Below are 20,747 nucleotides of genomic sequence, written 5' to 3' on the forward strand. Positions count from 1 at the left end.
GGAAAATCCTTTTCGATCAGGCGAGGCCGAGGCTGTTGACGGCCATATCGATCAGCTTGATCCCCACGAACGGCGCGACCAGTCCGCCCAAACCATATATGGCCAGGTTCCGCGCCAGCAGCGGCCCCGCGCCGATCGGCCGGTAGGTGACGCCTTTGAGCGCCAACGGCACCAGGCAGGGAATGACCAGCGCATTGAAGATGATCGCAGACAGGATTGCGCTTTGCGCCGTGCCCAAGCCCATGATGTTGAGTACCCCCAGCCCCGGATAGAGCGTCACGAACATCGCCGGGATGATCGCGAAATATTTGGCGACATCGTTGGCGACCGAGAAGGTGGTCAACGCCCCGCGGGTCATTAACAATTGCTTGCCCAGCCCCACTACCTCGATCAGCTTGGTAGGATCGCTGTCCAGGTCGACCATATTGCCCGCTTCGCGCGCCGCCTGCGTGCCCGTGTTCATCGCCACGCCGACATCCGCCTGCGCCAGCGCTGGCGCGTCGTTGGTGCCGTCGCCGCACATCGCGACCAGCCGTCCGCCCTGCTGCTCCTTGCGGATCAGCGCCAGCTTGTCCTCCGGCGTCGCCTGCGCCAAAAAATCGTCCACCCCGGCCTCGGCCGCGATCGACGCGGCGGTCAGCGGATTGTCGCCGGTGATCATCACCGTGCGGATGCCCATCTGGCGCAATTCACCGAACCGTTCGCGGATGCCCGCCTTGACGATATCCTTCAGGAAGATCGCGCCGAGCAGCCGGCCATCCTGCGCCACCGCCAGCGGCGTACCGCCCGCGCGCGCAATCTCGTCGGTGATGCGGCGCAGTTCGTCCGCATCCGCGCCCCCGTTCGAAGACAGGGCGTTCAACACGGAATCCACCGCGCCCTTGATGATCCGTGTGCCGCCAGTTTCCACGCCGGAAATACGTGTCTGCGCCGTGAAAGGAATGACTTCCGCGCCGTCGGGCAAAGCCTGCGCCGTCTGGCCAAAACGCTCGCGCGCCAGCAAAACGATCGACCGGCCTTCCGGCGTCTCGTCCGCCAGGCTGGCGAGCAGCGCGGCTTCGGCGAGTTGCGCCTGGCTGGCGCCGCCCACCGGCCGAAATTCGGTCGCTTGCCGATCGCCCACCGTGATCGTGCCGGTCTTGTCGAGCAACAGCACGTCGATATCGCCCGCAGCCTCGACCGCGCGGCCCGACTTGGCCAGCACGTTGAACCGCACCAGCCGGTCCATTCCCGCAATGCCGATCGCGGACAGCAAGGCTGCGATGGTGGTGGGAATGAGGGTGATGAACAATGCCGCCAACACCGCGACCGGGATCGCTCCGCCGGCATAATGGGCAAAGCTGGGGATTGTCGCCACCGCGATCAGGAAGATGATGGTCAGGCCCACCAGCAACAGCGTCAGCGCGATCTCGTTGGGCGTCTTCTGCCGCTCGGCCCCCTCGACCAGCGCGATCATCCGGTCGAGAAAGCCCTGCCCCGGATTGACCGTCACCTGCACCTTGATCCGGTCGGAAATGACGCGCGTCCCTGCCGTTACGGCCGAACGATCGCCGCCCGCCTCGCGGATCACCGGCGCGGATTCGCCGGTGATGGCGGCTTCGTTGACCGACGCGACGCCCCATATGACCTCGCCATCGGACGGGATCAAGTCGCCGGTTTCAACCAGCACGACATCCCCCATCCGCAACGCGCTGGCCGGGACGGCGTCGAAAGTCTCGCCGTCCTTCTTCAGGCGCTTGGCCGTCAGTTCTGCTTTCGTGGCACGCAGCGAGGCGGCCTGCGCCTTGCCCCGCCCTTCGGCGAGCGCTTCGGCAAAGGTGCCAAACAACACGGTCAGCCACAGCCAGACGACCAGTTGCAGCTTGAAGCCGAGCGACAGGCTGTCCTGCCCCACCGCCAGCAGAATGGTGAGCAGCACCGCGACAATGGCGGTGGTAAACATCACCGGATTGCGGATCAGTTCGCGCGGGGCAAGCTTGCGAAAGGCGTCGCCGATCGCAGGCAGGATCAGGTCGGCGGTGAAGAGCGATTTGGACGCGGTGCGTGCCATGGTGATGCTCCGTTAAAAGGTCTGGCCGTGGATCATCGCGAGATGATCGGCGATGGGGCCAAGGGCGAGGCTGGGCAGGAAGGTCAGGCCGCCCACGACCAGCACGATGCCGATCAGCAGCCCGGTCCAGAGCGGTCCGGTGGTGGGGAAGCTGCCGGCCGTTTCCGGCGTGTGGCTCTTGGCTGCCAGTCCGCCTGCAATCGCCAGCATCGGAATGATGATGAAGAAGCGGCCGATCCACATCGCGACGCCCAACAAGCCGTTATAGAAGGGCGTATTGGCGCTCAGCCCGGCAAAGGCCGACCCATTATTCCCCACCGCGCTGGTGAAGGCATAGAGGATTTCGGAAAATCCATGCGGCCCCTTGTTCAGCGGTCCGGCTAGCCCTGCCTGCGTGACGCTGGCGATGGCGGTCATGCCCAGAATGACCAGCGGCAGCACGGCGATGGCCAGCACGGCGAGCTTGACCTCGCGCGCCTCGATCTTCTTGCCGACATATTCGGGCGTCCGCCCGACCATCAGCCCCGCGACGAACACGGCGAGGATGGCGAATAGCAGGAAGCCGTAGATGCCCGCGCCGACGCCGCCCACCACCACTTCGCCCAACTGGATGTTGAACAGCGGGACCATCCCGCCCAACGCGGTGAAGCTGTCATGCATGGCGTTGACCGCACCACAGCTTGCCGCCGTGGTGACGACCGAGAAGAGCGCCGATGCCGCGGTGCCGAAGCGGACTTCCTTACCTTCCATATTGCCGCCCGCGACGCCCAGGCCATGCAGGATCGGGTTGCCGGCGGCCTCCTGCCAATAGGCGATGGTGACGCCGACCAGGAAGATGGTCATCATCGCCGCCAATATCGCCCAGCCCTGACGCGTGTTGCCGACCGCCTTGCCGAAGGTGAAGGTCAGGCCAGCGCCGATGACCAGGATCGACAGCATCTGGACGAAATTGGTCAGCGCATTGGGGTTTTCGAATGGATGTGCGCTGTTGGCGTTGAAGAAGCCGCCGCCATTGGTGCCCAGCATCTTGATCGCTTCCTGACTGGCGACCGGGCCGAGTGCCAGCCCCTGCTTTGCCCCCTCCAGCGTCGTCACGTCGACCGATCCTGCGAGCGTCTGCGGCACACCGCTCGCGATCAGGAACAAGGCGTAGAGAATGCACAGCGGCAGCAGCAGATAGAGCGTCACCCGCGTCATATCGGCCCAGAAATTGCCGATCGTCGCCGCGTTCCGCCGCGCAAAACCGCGAAACAGCGCAAAGGCAAGCGCAATACCGGTCGCCGCCGACATGAAATTATGGATGGTCAGGCCCAGCATCTGCGACAGGTTCGACAACGTCGATTCCCCCGCATAGCTCTGCCAATTGGTGTTGGTGGCGAAACTGATGGCGGTGTTGAACGCCAGATGCTCGCTGGTGCCGGCAAAGCCCCTAGGGTTGAGCGGCAACAGCCCCTGCAAGCGCAGCACCGCATAAGTGAAGAGCGCCAGCACAAGATTGAAGAGCAGCATATGCACGGCATAGCGCCGCCAGCCCTGCTCCTGCGCCGGGTCGATCCCCGACAGGCGATAAAAGCCTCGCTCGACCGGGCCAAGCACGGCGTGCAGCGGCGTGCGACGCCCCTCGTACAGCGCAAACAGCCACAGGCCGACCGGTTTCGCAAGCGCCAGCAACAAGCCGATGAAGGCCGCGATGAGCAACCATCCCTGAAGGGTCATGTCGTCCCTCCCCTAAAAACGTTCGGGCCGTGCGAGCACGGCGGCGAGGTAGGCGAGAAGGCCGAGCGCGGCGATGGCTGCGAGCCAGAGGTCGAGCGTCATGACGGCCGCCCCCTCACGCATGGTCGCAAAGCGCGACATAGCCAAGGCTAGCCGCCGCCAGGATCAGGATGAGGCCGATCCAGAGGATGTCCTGCATGAAAATTCTCCCGCACGCCGTCGCCGCGAAGGCGGCAGGATCGGCTGCAGGAGGTCAATTAGGCGGTCAGCGCGGTGGAATGCGAGAGGAGGAGCGCGCCGCCGGCATAGTATTTTCGTATGATTTATGCGTCAGGAGTAAATCAGGCGCGAAAGCCCGTGGTCAGGCGTAGCTGCCCGGGCCGATGCGGTGCAGCGTGATCGGGGGATGATCGACCGCATGGACGCGCGCTTCGGCGATGACGGCGAGCGGGTCGATCGCATGGCTGAGCAGCAGGCCGCAGCGATCCGGACCTTCCCAGATCACCGTCCCGCACACTTCCAGCCCATCGGCAATCAGCGTCACGCGCTCGCCGATGGTCGGGAGCCAGGCGCCGACAATCAGCGCGCCATAGATGGAGATATTGCGGATCGTGACGGGCTGACTGATCCCATCCCAGTGCAGCATCGCGCCGACCTCGGCGGCCAGGCGGCTTTCGCGTCGGCGTTCGGCGCGGGCGCGATAGGAAATGCTGTCCATGGCCTTCTCTCCCGGTATGCCCCCGGGATCAGCCTACATTCGACCGATAAAGTTGCGAAAACACTAAGCCGGCTGGTTAACGACCGGTTGGCCGCAAAGGAGGACGGGATCGCCCGTCCCCCCTCAATTCAGGCCAGCGCGCCGTGGCAATGCTTGTATTTCTCGCCCGACCCGCAGGGGCAAGGGGCATTGCGGCTGATGTCGAGATTGGCGAACTCGCCGGGCTGGCCGTTACCGACCGGCGCGCGCGGGATGGTGGTGGTGATGCCGCCAAAGCTGCCGCCATCTATGTCCGCGCTGTTGTCCTCGCCCGAAAACGGGTCGATATGGGTGGTGATGAAGTCGGGCAGCACCGGCAGGTCGAACTGCGGCATCGGCGCCTCGTCCATGCGGAACTGCACACGGGCGATCGATCCGGTCACATCCTCGCGGATATTCTCCAGCATCCGCTCGAACAGGGCGAAGGCTTCCTGCTTATATTCGTTGATCGGCGTTTTCTGGGCATAGGCGCGCAGATGCACCACCTGGCGCAAGGCGTCGAGCGTCGAGAGATGCTCCTTCCAATGATGGTCCAGACTCTGGAGCAGGATCGATTTTTCGATCATGTGCCAGTCTGACGCATCGATCTCCTTGACCTTCTCCGCGACGGCTTCGTCGGCCAGCGCCGACAGCCGTTCCTCGATCATTTCCGGATCGACGGAATCCTCGGCCAGCCAGGCGTCGAATTCCGGTTCCAGGCCCAATATCTCGGCCGTGCGGGCCTTGAGCCGCTCCATATCCCACTGTTCAGGATAGGTGCCGGGCGGGCAGGATGCGCCGACCAGGTCGTTCACCGTCTCATGGCGCATGTCGGCGACCACGTCATCAACCGTGTCGGCGTCCATGATGTCGGCGCGCTGCTCGTAGATCACCTTGCGCTGGTCGTTCATCACGTCGTCATATTCGACGACCTGCTTGCGGATGTCGTAGTTGCGCGCTTCGACCTTGCGCTGGGCCGTCTCGATCGCCTTGCTCAGCCATTTGGACGGCGGCAATGCCTCGCCATCCTCCAGATTGGAGCGGATCATCTTGGCGAACATCGTGTCCGGGCCGAAGATGCGCATCAGGTCGTCGTCGAGGCTGAGGTAGAAGCGCGACAGGCCCGGATCGCCCTGACGGCCCGAACGGCCGCGCAACTGATTGTCGATGCGGCGGCTTTCATGACGCTCGGTCGCCAGCACGAACAGGCCGCCTGCGGCCAGCACTTCGGCCTTTTCGGCGGCGATCTCGGCGCGGATGCGCTCGATCGCGGCGTCGCGCTCCGGCCCCTCGGGCATGTCGCGCAGCTCGTCCTCGACTCGCAGCTCCAGATTGCCGCCCAGCTGGATGTCGGTGCCGCGGCCCGCCATGTTGGTGGCGATCGTCACCACCCCCTTGCGCCCGGCCTGCGCGACGATATGCGCTTCGCTTTCGTGGAAGCGGGCGTTCAGCACCGCGTGCGGGACGCCGTCCTGGTTCAGGAACTCGGACAGCATCTCCGACTTTTCGATCGACACGGTGCCGACCAGCACGGGCTGGCCCTTTTCGGCATGTTCCTTGATCGTCCTGGCGATGCCGCGGAACTTGTCCTCGATATTCTTGTAGAAGCTGTCCTGTTCGTCGACTCGCTGCACCGGCTTGTTGGTCGGGATGGTGACGACGTTCATCTTGTAGATTTCATAGAATTCGGTCGCTTCGGTCGACGCGGTGCCGGTCATCCCCGAAATCTTGGGATACATGCGGAAATAATTCTGGAAGGTGACTGACGCCAGCGTCTGGTTCTCCGGCTCGATCTGGACGCCCTCCTTGGCTTCCACTGCCTGGTGCAGGCCGTCCGACCAGCGGCGACCATCCATCATGCGGCCGGTAAATTCGTCGATGATGACGACCTTGCCGTCCTTTACGATATAATCGATGTCGCGGCGGAACATCACCACGGCGCGCAGCGCCTGGTTCACATGATGCACGACCTGCGTATTTTCGAAATCATAGAGGTTGCTGCCCTGCAGCAGCCCTGCGGTTTCCAGCAGACGCTCGATCTTCTCGGTGCCGTCCTCCGTCAGCGTGACGGTGCGCTGCTTTTCATCCTTCTCATAATCTTCGTCGACCAACTGCTTCACGATCGCGTCGACCGCGACATACAGCTCCGACTTGTCGTCGGTCGGGCCGGAGATGATGAGCGGCGTGCGCGCCTCGTCGATCAGGATCGAATCGACCTCGTCGACGATCGCATAGTTGAACGGCCGCTGGACCATCGACGCGCGATCATATTTCATATTGTCGCGCAGATAGTCGAAGCCCAGCTCGTTGTTCGTCGCATAGGTGATGTCCGCGGCATAGGCTTCGCGCCGCTGGTCTTCGCTGATGTTCGGCACGATGACGCCGGTGGTCAGGCCCAGGAAGCGATAGACCTGGCCCATCCATTCGCAGTCGCGACTGGCCAGATAATCGTTCACGGTGACGACGTGGACGCCCTTGCCCTCCAGCGCGTTCAGATAGGTGGCGAGCGTCGCGACAAGCGTCTTGCCCTCGCCCGTGCGCATTTCGGCGATTTCGCCGCGATGGAGGACCATGCCGCCCACCATCTGCACGTCGAAATGCCGCATCCCCAGTACCCGCACGCCGGCTTCCCGCACCGTGGCGAAGGCTTCGGGCAGCAGGGCGTCAAGCGTTTCGCCATTGGCCAGCCGTTCGCGGAACTTCGCCGTCTGGCCGACCAGTTCCTCGTCGCTCATGGCCTGCATCGTCGGTTCGAATGCGGCGATCTGGTCGACGGTCTTGCCCAGCGACTTCACATAACGTTCGTTGGACGATCCGAAGATGGACTTGGCGAGTGCGCCGAACATGCAATTTCCTAAGCTACCGAGGGGCGCACGGCTCCCTTGTGAGGAACGCGCGCGGATATGCGCCGCGATTTAGGCACGGCACATCCTTTAGTCAATCAGACTGCGGCTGAACTCGCCCCGTCATCCGCCCTGCCATGCGCGCTGTCGCACGCCCGTCACACTATTGCGCCAGGTGGCATTGGTCGGGCGGCTTTGATCGGGCGGTGGCGTCGTGCCAACGCGAAGGCTTTGCACTTCGCGCAAGCTGCGCCACAAGAGCGCGACAAGAGCAAGGGTCGCACATTTGTTTCGTTCAATCGTCCTGGCGCGCGCGCCCAGCAGCGCCCTGCCGATCGCCACACTGGTGGCGATGGCGCTGATCCTCTGGTTCGGCCTGACCGCGATCGCGACCCCGTTCGACCATGACGAAAGCCAATATGTCGCCGGCGCCTATTTCAGCAGCCGCCTGCTGATCTTCCGCGACTTCCTCTATCTTCAGCCGCCGCTGCACAGCTGGACCTTCGCGCCGCTCGCCCTGTTCTTCCCCGACCATATGGTGGTGGCGATGCGGCTGGCCACCGCCGTCACCGCCCTGTGCACCCTGGCGACCCTGTGGGCGGGCCAGCGGATCGCGGGCATTTCGCGCGACAGCGCCGCCATCGCGACCCTCCTCGTCGGGGCGACCGCCGCCTTCCAGTTCACCGGCGCCGTCGTGCGCAACGACATGCTGCCGACGCTGTTGTCGTCCATGGGGCTGCTCGTCAGCCTGCTCGCGATGCGCCATTGCACGCCCCGCTATTGGTTCGCGGCCGGATCGCTGTTCGGCCTCGCGATCGCGACCAAACTCAATTTCGCGCCGCTGGGGCTGATGACCGGTCTGTTCGTCATCAGCGCCGGCGGCCGTTGCGGCCTGCGCGCGGCTGGCTGGCTGGCGGCGGGCGCAATGGCGGGCATGACGCCGATGCTGGTCGCCTGGGCGCTGGCACCCGATGCCTTCTTCTATGGCGTGCTGACCTTCGGCGCGACCGCTCCCCATGCCTGGTATGCGGCCAATGGCGCATTCGATGAACTGGCGACCGTCGAAAAGCTGACCGACCTGCTCAAATATCTGTGGAAGGGGCCGGCACTTGCCGCCTTGCTCCTGCTGTCGGCCAACTGGATCATGACCCGGCGGCGCGTGCGCTCGCCTGGACGGCGTTTGGCGATCTGGATGACCGCAGGCGCGCTGATCGGCGCGGCGATGCCGACGCCGTCACAGGTGCAATATGTCATGCCGCTGCTGCCGCCGCTGGCGCTGGCGCTCGGCTATCTCCTCGACGACGCGCGGCGCTGGTCGTTCGCGCCGCGTCAGGCCTCGCTCGGCCTGCTCTGTCTGGCCGCCATTCCCGGCATGTTGCCCGCTACCCGGCATATGGTGGCGATGCTGCGCACGGGATCGCCGGTCCTGGAAGCGGATGCCGCCGCGCGCTGGGCCGGGGCGACGGTCCGCGCCATGGGCCGGGGCGATGCCATCGCCACCCTGTCGCCACACATGATCCTGGGCAGCGGTCTCGATCTCGACCCGCGCTTCGCCGCCGGTCCCTTCGCCTGGCGGACCGGATGGACGATGGGGCCGGTGTTGGCGCGGCAGGTCCACGCCATGATCCCGGCGACGCTGCCCGACATGGACCGCGATCCGCCCGCCGCCATCCTGACCGGCTATGAAGCGGGCACCCGCAAATTGCCGTTGCGGCCCGATGACCCGCTGGTTGCCTATGCCCGCCAGCACGGCTATCGCATGGTGACGATGCCCGATGGCGTAGGGCAACTGTACCTGCGCGATCATCCGTCAGGCCCGTCGCGGAAAGATTGACCCCTGCCCGATTTTGACGCATTTCGCGCGGCATGACCCAGCGCTCGCCCCTTGCACCCGCCTCATTCCCCGACTTGCCCGCCATTGACGGGGTGACGCTACGCACCGCCCGCGCCGGATACAAGGCGTGGACGCGCTGCGACCTCACCTATGTCGAACTGGACGCGGGCACGGCCGTCGCGGGCGTCACGACGCAGAGCAAATGCCCCTCGCCCGAAGTCGAATGGTGCCGGGACGCCATCCCGCTCGGCTCGGCGCGGGCGCTGGTGGTCAATGCCGGCAACGCCAACGCCTTCACCGGCCATCGCGGCCGCGCAGCGGTGGAGGCGATCGCGGCCAAGGTCGCCAATCACCTCGGCTGCCTGCCTTCCGACATCTTCGTCTCCTCGACCGGGGTGATCGGCGTGCCTTTGCCCATCGACAAGGCCGAAGCGGGCCTGGAAGCCGCCTTCACCGCGGCGCCTTGCAACTGGGAAGAGGCTGCGACCACGATCGGCACGACCGACACGTTCCCCAAGGGCGCCCATGTGTCGGTGATGATCGGCGACCAGCGGGTGGAACTGGTCGGCATCATCAAGGGATCGGGCATGATCGCGCCCGACATGGCGACGATGCTGGGCTATATCTTCACCGACGCGGCGATCGATCCGGCCCTGTTGCAACAGATGCTGTCGGCGGCGAACCGCAAGAGCTTCTCCTGCATCACGGTCGATAGCGACACATCGACCAGCGACACGGTGCTGGCCTTCGCCACCGGCAAGGCGGGCCATGCGCCGATCACCAGCATGGACGATGCCGGCGCCGACGCCTTCAACGCGGCGCTGCATGACCTCTGCCGCCAGCTCGCCCATCTGGTGGTGCGCGATGGCGAAGGCGCGACCAAGTTCATCGACATCATAGTCGAAGGCGCGGACAGCGACGCCAGCGCCCATCGCATCGCGCTGTCGATCGCCAACTCGCCGCTGGTGAAGACGGCGATCGCGGGCGAGGACGCCAATTGGGGCCGGGTCGTCATGGCCGTCGGCAAGGCGGGCGAACCGGCCGATCGCGACAGGCTGTCGATCCGCTTCGGCGCGACGCAGGTGGCGACCGGCGGCCTGGCGGTCGAGGGCTATGACGAAGCGCCAGTCGCCGCCCACCTCAAGGGACAGGATATCCAGATCGGCGTCGACCTGGGGCTGGGCGAAGGCCGGGCGCAGGTGTGGACCTGCGACCTGACCCACGGTTATATTTCGATCAACGCGGATTATCGCAGCTGATGCTGGAACTGCATGATCCCGTCGTGGCGCTGATGCGATCGGTGGGCCGCGACATCGTCATGCCGCGCTACCAGAATCTGGCCAGCGACGAGATCAGCGAAAAGGCGGCGAACGATTTCGTCACCATCGCCGACAAGGAAAGCGAGATCCGCCTCGCTGAAGGGCTGGCCGCCATCCTGCCCGAAGCCGGGATCATCGGCGAGGAAGCCTGCGCCGCCGACCCCGCCATACTCGACCGGGCGGGCGAAGGGCTGAACTGGATCATCGACCCGATCGACGGCACCGGCAATTTCGCGGCGGGCCAGTCGCCCTTCGGCATCATCGTCGCGCTGGTCGACGGCGGCACGACGCTGGCGGGCTGGATATTCGACCCGCTGACCGGACGGCTCTGCCACGCGATGCTGGGCGGCGGCAGCCATGTCGATGGCGAACGGGTGCAGGCCCGCGAAACCGGCGGCGCGCTGCCGATCGCGGCGCTGGCGACCTATTTCATGTCGGAGGAAGAACGCGCCGACATCCAGCGGCGGTCGCAGGCCAGCTTCACGCTGGTGGACATTCCCCGCTGCGCCGCGGAGCAATATCCCCGGCTGGTGCTGGGGCAGAATGACGTGTCGGTGTTCGCGCGGACCTTGCCCTGGGATCATGCGGCGGGCACTTTGTTCGTCAACGAAGCGGGCGGCTGCTGCCAGCGTACCGACGGCACGCCCTATGTCGTGGGCGACCTCCGCCGCGGGCTGATGGGCGCTTCTTCGCCCCGGCTGTGGGACAAGGCGGCGGCGACGTTGTTCGGATAGAAGGACATGTGATGCTGACGATCTGGGGCCGGTTGAACTCGCATAATGTGAAGAAGATCGTCTGGTTCGCCGACGAGATCGGCCTGCCTTATGTCCGCCACGATGTCGGCGGCGCGTTCGGCATGAGCGCGGACTATCTGGCGAAAAACCCCAATGCGCTGATCCCCACGATCGAGGATGGCGACGTCACCTTGTGGGAATCCAACGCGATCCTGCGCTATCTGGCGGCGCGATACGCCCCTGCCCTGTGGCCCGCCAACCCCGCGGAACGGGCGCAGGGCGACAAGTGGATGGACTGGCAATTCGCCTTTGCCGACGCCCAGCGCGACGCCTTCCTGCAATTGGTGCGGCGCCGGCCCGAACAGCGAGATGGACAGTTGCTGGCGACATCCGCTGCCGCGTCGGGCGCGGCGATGCGGATATTGGACCGGACGTTCGCAGTCCAGCCATGGCTTTCAGGTGTCGCATTCGGTGTCGCGGACGTGCCGATGGGCGTCTATGCCCATACTTTCTTCACGCTCGACATGGAGCGGCCCGACGTGCCGCATGTGCGTGCCTGGTACGACCGGCTGCGCGCGCGACCGGCCTATGCCCAGTCGGTGATGATCCCGCTGACATAGGGGCGGGCTGTGCCGGTCGTGCCAGACCGTTCGGCCCGGCACGACCGCATGAGCATTAGAGAACGCTTTCGATCCAGCCCTTGAGCGCGCTCTTGGGCGCGGCGCCGACCTTGGTCGCCGCCGCTTCGCCATTCTTGAACAGGATCATCGTTGGAATGCCGCGCACGCCATATTGGCCCGGCGCATCGGGATTTTGGTCGATGTTGATCTTGGCGATCGTCACCTTGTCGGCCAGTTCTTCGGAAATTTCTTCCAGAGCCGGGCCGATCATCTTGCACGGCCCGCACCATTCGGCCCAGAAATCGACGAGGACGGGCTTGTCCGAATTAATGACGTCATCCTGGAAGCTGAGGTCGGTAACTGCCTTGGTGGCCATGGGTGATCTCCTTTACTTGAAACGCTATCTAGGATGCGGGGGCATCAGGCTCAACGGGCCAGAGCGGCAAATTCTCCTGCGCGGGCACATAGTTCGGCTTGTACGCAACCAGCAGCGACGGCGGCAGGACGATCAGGCGCGGCGCGCTGGTGTAGAGCAGCCCCGCCTCGATCGGCCGGTCGGGGAAGATCACGCCCAGCGCCGCGACATAGGCGGCCATCTGGCGGATATGGGCGGTCGGCACTTCGGCCAGCGTCAGCGGCGCAATCCGCCCGGTCTTGAAATCGACCAGCTGGATGCGATCCGCGCCGATACACAGCCGGTCGATGGTGCCGGCGATCACCGCCTCGCCTACCACGGCCGCGATCGGCGCTTCGGCCAGCGCATCGGGGCCGAACAGGGCCGCGAAATCCGGCGCTTCGATCACCCCGATCGCCTGGTCGATGAGGTCATGGCGCTGCGCGGCATCCTCCACGCCCTGCTGGACCAGCCAGCGATCCGCCGCATCGCGTCGCCGCTCGGCGGACAGGTCGGGCAGCCGTTCGAACAGCGCGTGGAGCCAGCGCCCGCGTTCGGCCGCGGCCCGCATCGCCTGCGTCGGTGGCGGATAGGGCACGTCATCCTCCACCGGGGCGGACGGCGCGAGCGGCCGGGGCGGGCGCGATTCGGCGGGCGCCGGTTCGCGCAGCCATGCGGGCTGGACGACCGGCATCGATGCGCGCGCCTCTTCCGCCTCCGCCTTGCGCGGTTCCAGTTGCTCCGTCCCGCGCCAGCGGCGCACCCCGCCCCAGAGCGGATCGGCTTCCCAGTCCGTGCCCAGCGATATCATCGCCCCTTCGACCGCGGCGTACCAGCTTTCCGGCTTCACCTCCCCCTTGGCGCGGGGGCCGAGCGATCCGGCGACGATCAGCTTCTCTTCCGCACGGGTCAGCGCGACATAGAGCAGCCGCCAATGCTCCTCCCGCTCCACCTGCGCAGCGGCTTCGGCGACGTCGCCGATCGGCCTCTGCCGTTCGGGCTTGCGCGGGGCGAGGATCGGCAGGCCGTTCCACAGCAGCGAATCCGAACGGTTGCCCGCATCGGGATCGAGGCAGGCGTCGGCCAGAATGACGATCGGCGCCTGCAACCCCTTGGCGCCGTGGACGGTCAGCAGGCGCAGCATGTCGCCCTGCGCCGCGGCATCGCGGACAATCTCGACCTCGCCCCGGTCGAACCAGTCGATGAAGCGCTGGAGCGAGGGATGATCGTCGCTTTCGAACGCAAGCGCGGCGTTCAGCAATTCCTCGATCGGATCGACGGCCTCTGTCCCCAGCCGCTCGACCAGACGCCTGCGGCCGTGCATCGGTCCGGACAATATCGCCTCCAGATAGCGATAGGGGGTGGTGAAGTCCGCCACTGCCAGCAGATCGCGCAGCGGCTGCAACGCCCCATCGTCCATCGTCTGGTTCAGGTGCCGCCACAGCCCGGTCTTGCGACCGATCAGCCGCATCATCAGCTCGTCCTGGGTCCAGCCGATCAGCGGCGACACCAGCAATGACGCCAGGTTCAGCTCATCTTCCGGCTGCACCGCAAAGCGCAATGCGGCGAGCAGGTCGCGCACGGCCAGCGGCGCGTTGAGCCGCAACCGGTCGATCCCGGCGACCGCCACCTTTTCCTCATAGAGGCGCGCGACGATCAGCCGCGCCAGCTCGCTGCGGCGACGCACCAGGATCATGATGTCGCCCGCGCGCACTGGCCGCCCCCGGCTTTCCAGCATCAGCCCGTCGTCGATCCACTGCTTGATCTGCCGCGCGATCTTGCCGGCCAGAACGCGCTCCTGGTCGGCGGCCCAATCCTCCTCGCCTTCCGCGTCTTCCGACAGGCCCGCGACGACGGGCTTCCACAATTGCACTTCACCCGGATGGCGATTGGCGCTGACATGGCGCACCTCGCCGGGGTCCATGCCCAGCCGTTCGGCGCGGAGCGTGGAGATGGTGCGGTCCACCACGTCCAGCACCGCCGGGGTCGATCGGAAGCTGCGATCGAGCGACAGGTTGAAGAAATCATGGCCCGATTGATCGGCGTCCCGCTGGAACAGTATGCGCGCGGCGGCGAAATTGGCCGGGCTGGTGCCTTGAAAGCCGAAGATCGCCTGCTTGAAATCGCCCACGGTGAAGATGGTGCGGACCGTCTGGCCCGGCTCCCACTCGGTCGCGAAAAATTCTTCGGCCAAGGTGCGGACGATCCGCCACTGCGCGGCATTGGTGTCCTGCGCCTCATCCACCAATATATGGTCGATCCGCTGGTCCAGCTTGTAGCGTATCCATTCGGCAATGCCGGGCTGTTCCAGCAGGGTGGCCGTGCGGGCGATAAGATCGTCGAAATCGACCGCGCCGGCCAGCCGCTTGGCTTGGGCATAATCACGCGCATAGGCCCGCCCGGCATGGAGCGCCTGACCCAGCAGCGCGGCATAATCGGCGCGCAGCTTCATCGCGATCAGCGCGCCGCACCTGTCGTAGAGCCGCGCCGCCATCTCGATATAACCGTCGATCGGCGGCACCCAGCCCTTGGCGTCGATCAGGTCTCCGTCCGCCTTGCTCCAGGCACGATGGAGATCGACCAGTGTCGTCGCCCGCCCGGCCGGATCGAGCGCGCGCCAGGCGGCGATGCGATCGCACCGCTCCACCCCCCTACCCTTGCCCCATTCCACATTGGCGCGCACGATCCCGTCCAGCGTGGGTATGTCGAACATCGCGTCCGAGCATTGGCCGGCAAGCCATTGATCGATATCGCCGTCTGGCAGTTCTAGCTCCTGCGCCAGCCAAGGCCCGATCGCGTCCGGCAGTGCATCCAGCGCATCGCCCTTCGCCGCGCAGCGCAACAGAAACTGTTCGGCCCCGCCCTCGCCCAGCCGCAGGCTGATCGCCTGCAACGCGCCGATCAGCGCTTCGTCGCCGATATCATGCGCCCGCACCGCCATGTCGGCCAGCGTCTGGCGCGCGAGGCTGGACTGTTCGCGCTGATCGAGAGGGCGGAAGCCCGGCGTCAGTTCGGCCTCCAGCGGGAAAGCAGTCAGCAATTGCTGGCAAAAGCCGTGGATGGTCTGGATGCGCAGGCCGCCGCCGGTCGATTCCAGCACTTCGGCGAAGAGGCGACGGGCATAGTCGCGTGCCTCAGGCCCGGACTCCTCGCCCAGCGCCTCCAGGTCGTTGAACAGGTCGACCTCTTCCATCTGCACCCAGGCGGCGAGGCGATCGTGAATACGGTCGGCCATTTCCGCCGCGCCCGCCTTGGTGAAGGTCAGGCAGAGGATATTTTCCGGCCGGACCCCTTGCAACAGCAGACGAAAGACGCGCGCGGTCAGCACATGGGTCTTGCCGGTGCCGGCCGACGCCGACAGCCAGACATGGGCGTCGGGCGCGGCGGCGCGCGCCTGATCTCCCAGTAACTTCTGAAGCGCGCGCGCCTTAGCCATCGTCGCGGCCATACCATTCCTCCAGCCGCATAAGCTGGTCATAATCGCCATAATTGGCGACTTCGGGGTTGATCTCCGCGCGGAAGGGCGCGGCGCCGAGCAGGAACATGTTCGCCACCTCCTCGAAATGTTCATGCGCGTGCGCGGTGAACTGGTCGGTCACGATCTTGTCGCGCTTGCCCATCGGATCGACCGGCCGTTCGCGATAGCCGAACTGGTCGCCCTTCTTGGCGAGCGACCAATATTCGAAGTCGCCCGCTTGTGGCTTTGGTCCCAGCCCCTCGAACCCGCCCAGCTCCGCGATGATGCCGAGCAGCCCCAGTTGCAGCGAAAAGCCCGCCTTCACCTGCCGCGCGCTGGGCGGCTTGCCGGTCTTGTAGTCGATGATGCCGATGCGCCCGTCGGCCAGCCGGTCGATCCGGTCGGCCTTGCCCATCAGCGTGACGCCGGCGATGTCGGCCCGCCCTTCCTTCTCCACCGCCAATATGGTGCGGCCCTCCGCCTTGTCGCTGGCGACCTCAGCCGCGATCCAGCGGATCGCTTCGATCAGGCGCGGCTGCCACAGCGCTTTGAGCAAGGGATGGACTTCGGGCTGGTCGAACATGGCGCGGGCGCGCGCTTCCAGATCGGCAGGATCGAGCGTGCCCGCTTCCGCCCAGCGCTGGAGAATGTCGTGGACCGCTGTCCCACGCCAGGCCGGGCCGGCATCGGCATCGACCGGATCGAGCCGATTGAGGCGCAATACCCGCTTGGCATAGAAGGCATAGGGATCGGCCTTCAGCCGATCGACATCGGTGACCGGAATCACATTTGGCCGAACGGACGCAGGCGGCGCGGGGGCGGGACGGTTGGCGGGGCTATGCCGGACCGGCGCGTCGATCGCCTGCGCCAGCGCCGCATAGCGGTCCGCCGTCTTCCATTGCGGCCCGGCCATCGCCTTCAGTCGCAGCCAGAAGCGCGACGCCACCGCCGGCCCACCGCTGCCCCGCCGCGCGCGGGTGATGAGGACATGCGGCGCGCCCAGCGCACCGGCGAAATCATGCGCGGCGAGGCCGATGCGCGTCTCCAGCCCCGGCAGCCCCAATTCGCGCCGGATGCGCGGGGCGAGCCAGGGGTCGGGCGATGGCAGGCCGGGCCAGGTGCCTTCGTTGAGGCCACCCAGGATCATGAGGTCCGCCTGCATCAGCCGCGCCTCGATCAGCCCCAATATGCTGATGCGTGGATGGCCGCCCTGGGGCGGGCGCACCGATACGCCGCCCAGCATATGGTCTAGCAGCACCGGCAGCGCGCGCGGATCGGCCTGCCGCGGGCCTTCGGGCGCGGCGGCTTCCATCTCGGCGAACAGGTCGGCGGCGGCATGGCCCTGATGACCAGCCCAGATGGCATCGTTGGTCAGGGCGCCGGCCTGTTCGCGCAGCGCCGCCAATTGTCCGCTCAAGTCGGCAGCGGCGGCAAAGGCGCTTTCCAGCGGCTCCAGCAACGCGCGCGCCGTCGGCCACCAGTCGCGCACCTGCTCGCGCAACACTCGCTGCCGGTCGTCCGCGCGTGGATGCATCAACAGGTCGATGCCGACCAATCCCGCCTGCGGCCGTGGCCCGCGGAGCAACAGGTCGAGCGCGCGCACCCCCTCCAGCCAAGTCAGACGCCCCTCGCCCCGCATCACCAACGGATGTTTGAGCAGGGTCAGCAAAGCCACCGGCGCGAAGCGTTCCGCCACCGCCTGCGCCATGGCGATCAGCATCGTGCCGGGCGGCAGGCGCGACAGCGGCAGGCCCGCTGTATCGTCCGCCTCGATGCCCCAGCGCCGCAGATGCGCCGACACCCGCGTCGCCAGTTGCCGGTCGGGCGTGACCAAAGCGGCGGTGCGTTCCGGCGTCTCCAGCGCCTCGCGCAGCGCGATGGCGATGGCCTGCGCTTCCTCGCCCGGCGTCGCCACTTCCAGCGCCACAACCCCCGCCAGCGACCGGTCTGCGGTCTTGAGGTCGCGCCAGCGGCTCGTCAGCCGGGGCGGCAGCATCGCGTTGGAGATGTTGCGCCCACGCACCGCCCGCGCATCATGCTCGCTGCCCCAGCGCCATAAAGCGACATCGTCCCGTGTCGCACTCATGCGGTCGAGCAGGCGCTTCAGCGCATATTGGGGATGGCTTTCATGGCCCTGCGGCGCGCGGCCGGTGGGGGGATCGGGATCGAACGGCCCGATCGCCTGCCATGCCGGATCGTCCATATGCTGGTCGAGGCCGGCGAACACCACCATGCCCTTGGGCATCGCGCCGATCCGCCGCAGCAGGCTGGCGACGGCGGGGGCGGTGGTGGACAGGCCCGCCGCGACGACGAAGCCTGACGGCGGATGGTCCTTCCAGCGCGCCGCCAGCCGATCGAACAGTTGGTTGCGCCGATCCGCCAGGTCGATGCACCCGGTCCGCGCCAGTTCGCCGGGCCAGCGGGCGATCAAAATTTCGAACATCGTCAGCGACGTCTGCCAATGCTTTGACAGTTCGTCCGACAGCGCCAGCGTGCGCAACGCCGTCATCGGCACGCGCTCCACCTGCATCTGGTCCAGCACCGCGCCCAGCGCCTGTCCCAGCAGCAGCGCCTGTCCGGCATCGATACCCGGCTGCGCATCCTGCACCATGCGCGCCAGGATCATCTGGCGGCGCATCGGCGCGATCGCCGGCGGGACGGGGTCGGCCTCCCCCAGCGGGTCGAGCGCGCCGCCCACCTGCTCGCCCAGATCAGGATCGCCGATCGCGACCAGCCGGGGCAGCAGCAGCCCACCGCCCGATTGCCGGACGAAGGCGTCGCTCACCGCCCGGACCGCGCGGTTGTTGGGCAGCAGGACCATGGCCTGCGCCAGCGCCATGGGATCACCGCGATGCTGCGCCAGCAATCCCGCCGCCAGCGCGTCGGCGAAGGCGCGATGCGCGGGTATCGTGAAGAGCGCGGGGCGCGTCTTCTCACCCATGAGCGAGCATCGACTCCACCACCGGAATAGCCTGGGGCGTGCCGACGTCGAACCAGAGGCCCTGATGCGACACCCCGTAGAGCCGCCCGGCCTCGATCGCCCGGTTCCAGAAGATATTGGTGGAAAACACGTCGCCCGGCGGATCGACCAGCAACGACGGCGACAATATCTGCACGCCGGTAAAGACGAACGGCGCGACATGGGCGGTCTTGCGCCGGCTGAGCCGCCCGTCCGCATCCATATGAAAATCGCCCGGCCCCTTATGGCAATTCGCGCGCGCCAGCGGGACCAGCAGCAACAGCGCATCCATCCGGTCGGGGTTCCAGATCCGCTGCATCACGCCCAGCGTTTCCTGCGGCCCGTCGATCCACAGATTATCGCTATTGGCGCAAATGAAGGGCGCGTCGCCCAGCAGCGGCTTCGCCTTGATAAGGCCGCCGCCGGTTTCCAGCAGCCTGGTCCGCTCGTCCGAAATGGCGAAATCCAGCCCGCATTTGCGCGCCCTAAGATGCGCTTCGACAGTGTCGGCCAGATAATGGACGTTGACGATCACCTTCCTGATGCCGCCCGCTTCCAGCCGGTCCAATGCGTGGTCCATCAGCGGCTTGCCAGCCACCTTCACCAGCGGCTTGGGCCGGGTCGCAGTGAGCGGGCGCATCCGCTTGCCCAGCCCGGCGGCCATCAGCATGGCGGTGTCGATCATATGGGCGCGAACTCTTGCAGGGCGTCATGGCGCTGGTCGGCGGGGATGTTGGCAGCGAACCAGTCGGCGACGGGTGCCAGCGCCGGGTGGGCCAGATCGCGCTCCAGCAATCCCCACATACGCGGCAGGAAGGAGAGATAACGCGGCTTGCCGTCGCGTTTCCACAACCGGGTGAAGATGCCGATGATCTTGGCGTTGCGCTGCGCGCCCAGCACCGCATAGGCGGCGTCGAAGTCGGCGGGCGGGTTGGCCATCGCCTTGTAATGGGCCAGCATCGCCGCCTCGACTTCCACCGGCACGTCGCGCCGGGCGTCCTGCAACAGCGATACGAGGTCATAGGCCGGGTGGCCCGCCAGTGCGTCCTGAAAATCGAGCAGGCCCAGCCCGTGCGAGGCGACCCGGTCGATCAGCATAATATTTTCGGCATGATAGTCGCGCAGCACCGTCACGGTCGGGCTGGCCGACTGCTCCACGACGGGCAGCACCGCATCCCAGGCGCGGACATAGGCGTCGACATCGACATCCAGCCCGATCGCCGGGCAATACCATTCGGTCAGCAGCCCGGCTTCCCGCTGATAGACGGCGCGATCATAGGGCGGCACTTGCGCCGCGGGCAGGCGATGCAGGTCGGCGAGCAGGTCGATCGCACGAGCGTAGGTCGCCATTTCTTCGGCCGGATCGGCGTCCAGATGTTCCTTGACCCGCAGGTCGCCGAAATCCTCGATCAGAACGAGGCCCTGCGTCAGATCGCGCGCCAATATCCGCGGCGCGGCGAAGCCGTCGGCCAGCAGATGCTCGGCGATGGCAATGAACGGGCGCGGGTCTTCATGCGGTGGCGGCGCATCCATCAGCACGGCGCGACGGCCGCCGTCCAGCACGCGGAAATAGCGGCGGAAGGACGCGTCGCCGGCAAGCGGTACGATAGCGGCGTCACTCCATCCCGCGTTGGCGAGGAAGGCGGGCGCGGCGGCGGGTGGGATCATATCTGCGACCATCGCTCCGTCCAAGCGTCCGGCACGTCCGCTGTCAAGCGCCGCGCGTCATCGCCTGCAAAGTCGATGCTCAACCGCAGGGCATGGGGCCACAGGGCATCGCCCAGCCGGTCGGGCCATTCGATGATGAGCAGACTGTCCATCAGATAGTCGCCCAGCGCCAGTTCCTCGGCTTCGGCCGCATCGTCCAGCCGGTAGAGATCGACATGGGCGACCGGCAGGCGCACCTCCGGCACGTCATAGGGCTGGACGATGGCGAAGCTGGGACTGGGCGCTTCGCCTTCCAGCCCCAACGCCTCCAGCAGACCGCGCACCAGCGTCGTCTTGCCCGCGCCCAGCCCGCCTTCCAGCGCGATCACATCGCCGATCCGCGCATGGCCGGCGATCCGCCGGCCCAGGCCCAGCATC

At 66.4% G+C, this 20,747-nt stretch carries 15 protein-coding genes; 4 read left to right on the plus strand and 11 right to left on the minus strand.

The window, feature by feature from the left end; genetic code table 11:
* Positions 1-16: 16 nt before the first annotated feature.
* The 5 genes from kdpB to secA all read right to left on the minus strand — a co-directional run bounded on the left by kdpB (position 17) and on the right by secA (position 7,348).
* Positions 17-2,050 carry a potassium-transporting ATPase subunit KdpB gene (gene kdpB, locus SBA_RS12265; RefSeq protein WP_224546202.1) on the minus strand — a complete coding sequence of 678 codons (2,034 nt, stop codon included), beginning with the start codon at positions 2,048-2,050 and terminating at the stop codon, positions 17-19.
* A 12-nt stretch (positions 2,051-2,062) separates the two neighbouring features.
* The gene (gene kdpA / locus SBA_RS12270) at positions 2,063-3,766 is read right to left on the minus strand and encodes a potassium-transporting ATPase subunit KdpA (RefSeq protein ID WP_261934645.1); all 1,704 of its coding nucleotides are present in this window, start codon (positions 3,764-3,766) and stop codon (positions 2,063-2,065) included.
* A 12-nt stretch (positions 3,767-3,778) separates the two neighbouring features.
* Positions 3,779-3,868, minus strand: a complete 90-nt coding sequence (locus SBA_RS12275; RefSeq protein ID WP_224546205.1) for a potassium-transporting ATPase subunit F — start codon at positions 3,866-3,868, stop codon at positions 3,779-3,781.
* A 259-nt stretch (positions 3,869-4,127) separates the two neighbouring features.
* Positions 4,128-4,484: a PilZ domain-containing protein gene (locus SBA_RS12280; RefSeq protein ID WP_224546206.1), complete on the minus strand. Its 357-nt coding sequence runs from the start codon at positions 4,482-4,484 to the stop codon at positions 4,128-4,130.
* Between the two features lie 128 nt (positions 4,485-4,612).
* Positions 4,613-7,348: a preprotein translocase subunit SecA gene (gene secA, locus SBA_RS12285; protein WP_261934646.1), complete on the minus strand. Its 2,736-nt coding sequence runs from the start codon at positions 7,346-7,348 to the stop codon at positions 4,613-4,615.
* 283 nt (positions 7,349-7,631) lie between these two features.
* On the opposite strand from secA, the gene SBA_RS12290 reads away from it, so the two are divergent.
* The 4 genes from SBA_RS12290 to SBA_RS12305 are packed head-to-tail and all read left to right on the plus strand — an operon-like array spanning position 7,632 to position 11,852.
* Positions 7,632-9,179 (plus strand): ArnT family glycosyltransferase, encoded by a 1,548-nt coding sequence (locus tag SBA_RS12290; protein WP_261934647.1) that lies wholly within the window; start codon positions 7,632-7,634, stop codon positions 9,177-9,179.
* Positions 9,180-9,211: 32 nt separating this feature from the next.
* Positions 9,212-10,438 carry a bifunctional glutamate N-acetyltransferase/amino-acid acetyltransferase ArgJ gene (argJ, locus tag SBA_RS12295; RefSeq protein ID WP_261934648.1) on the plus strand — a complete coding sequence of 409 codons (1,227 nt, stop codon included), beginning with the start codon at positions 9,212-9,214 and terminating at the stop codon, positions 10,436-10,438.
* Positions 10,438-11,232 (plus strand): inositol monophosphatase family protein, encoded by a 795-nt coding sequence (locus tag SBA_RS12300; protein WP_390902334.1) that lies wholly within the window; start codon positions 10,438-10,440, stop codon positions 11,230-11,232. The genes argJ and SBA_RS12300 overlap by 1 nt, the downstream gene beginning before the upstream one ends.
* A gap of 11 nt (positions 11,233-11,243) precedes the next feature.
* A complete protein-coding gene (locus SBA_RS12305) occupies positions 11,244-11,852 on the plus strand; it encodes a glutathione S-transferase family protein (protein ID WP_261934649.1) in 609 nt (202 codons plus the stop codon).
* Between the two features lie 55 nt (positions 11,853-11,907).
* On the opposite strand, the gene trxA is transcribed toward SBA_RS12305, so the two are convergent.
* The 6 genes from trxA to tsaE are packed head-to-tail and all read right to left on the minus strand — an operon-like array spanning position 11,908 to position 20,746.
* Positions 11,908-12,228: a thioredoxin TrxA gene (gene trxA / locus SBA_RS12310; protein WP_261934650.1), complete on the minus strand. Its 321-nt coding sequence runs from the start codon at positions 12,226-12,228 to the stop codon at positions 11,908-11,910.
* A 28-nt stretch (positions 12,229-12,256) separates the two neighbouring features.
* Positions 12,257-15,694: a double-strand break repair helicase AddA gene (gene addA / locus SBA_RS12315; RefSeq protein ID WP_261934651.1), complete on the minus strand. Its 3,438-nt coding sequence runs from the start codon at positions 15,692-15,694 to the stop codon at positions 12,257-12,259.
* Entirely contained in the window at positions 15,675-18,644 is a 2,970-nt protein-coding gene (gene addB / locus SBA_RS12320) for a double-strand break repair protein AddB (protein WP_261934652.1), read from the minus strand. Before addB ends, addA begins: the two co-directional genes overlap by 20 nt.
* Positions 18,637-19,347 (minus strand): nucleotidyltransferase family protein, encoded by a 711-nt coding sequence (locus SBA_RS12325; protein ID WP_261934653.1) that lies wholly within the window; start codon positions 19,345-19,347, stop codon positions 18,637-18,639. Before SBA_RS12325 ends, addB begins: the two co-directional genes overlap by 8 nt.
* Entirely contained in the window at positions 19,344-20,330 is a 987-nt protein-coding gene (locus SBA_RS12330) for an aminoglycoside phosphotransferase family protein (RefSeq protein ID WP_261934654.1), read from the minus strand. Before SBA_RS12330 ends, SBA_RS12325 begins: the two co-directional genes overlap by 4 nt.
* Entirely contained in the window at positions 20,327-20,746 is a 420-nt protein-coding gene (tsaE, locus tag SBA_RS12335) for a tRNA (adenosine(37)-N6)-threonylcarbamoyltransferase complex ATPase subunit type 1 TsaE (RefSeq protein WP_390902451.1), read from the minus strand. Before tsaE ends, SBA_RS12330 begins: the two co-directional genes overlap by 4 nt.
* Position 20,747 lies beyond the last annotated feature (1 nt).

This window comes from Sphingomonas bisphenolicum, from assembly GCF_024349785.1.
Lineage (GTDB): Bacteria > Pseudomonadota > Alphaproteobacteria > Sphingomonadales > Sphingomonadaceae > Sphingobium > Sphingobium bisphenolicum.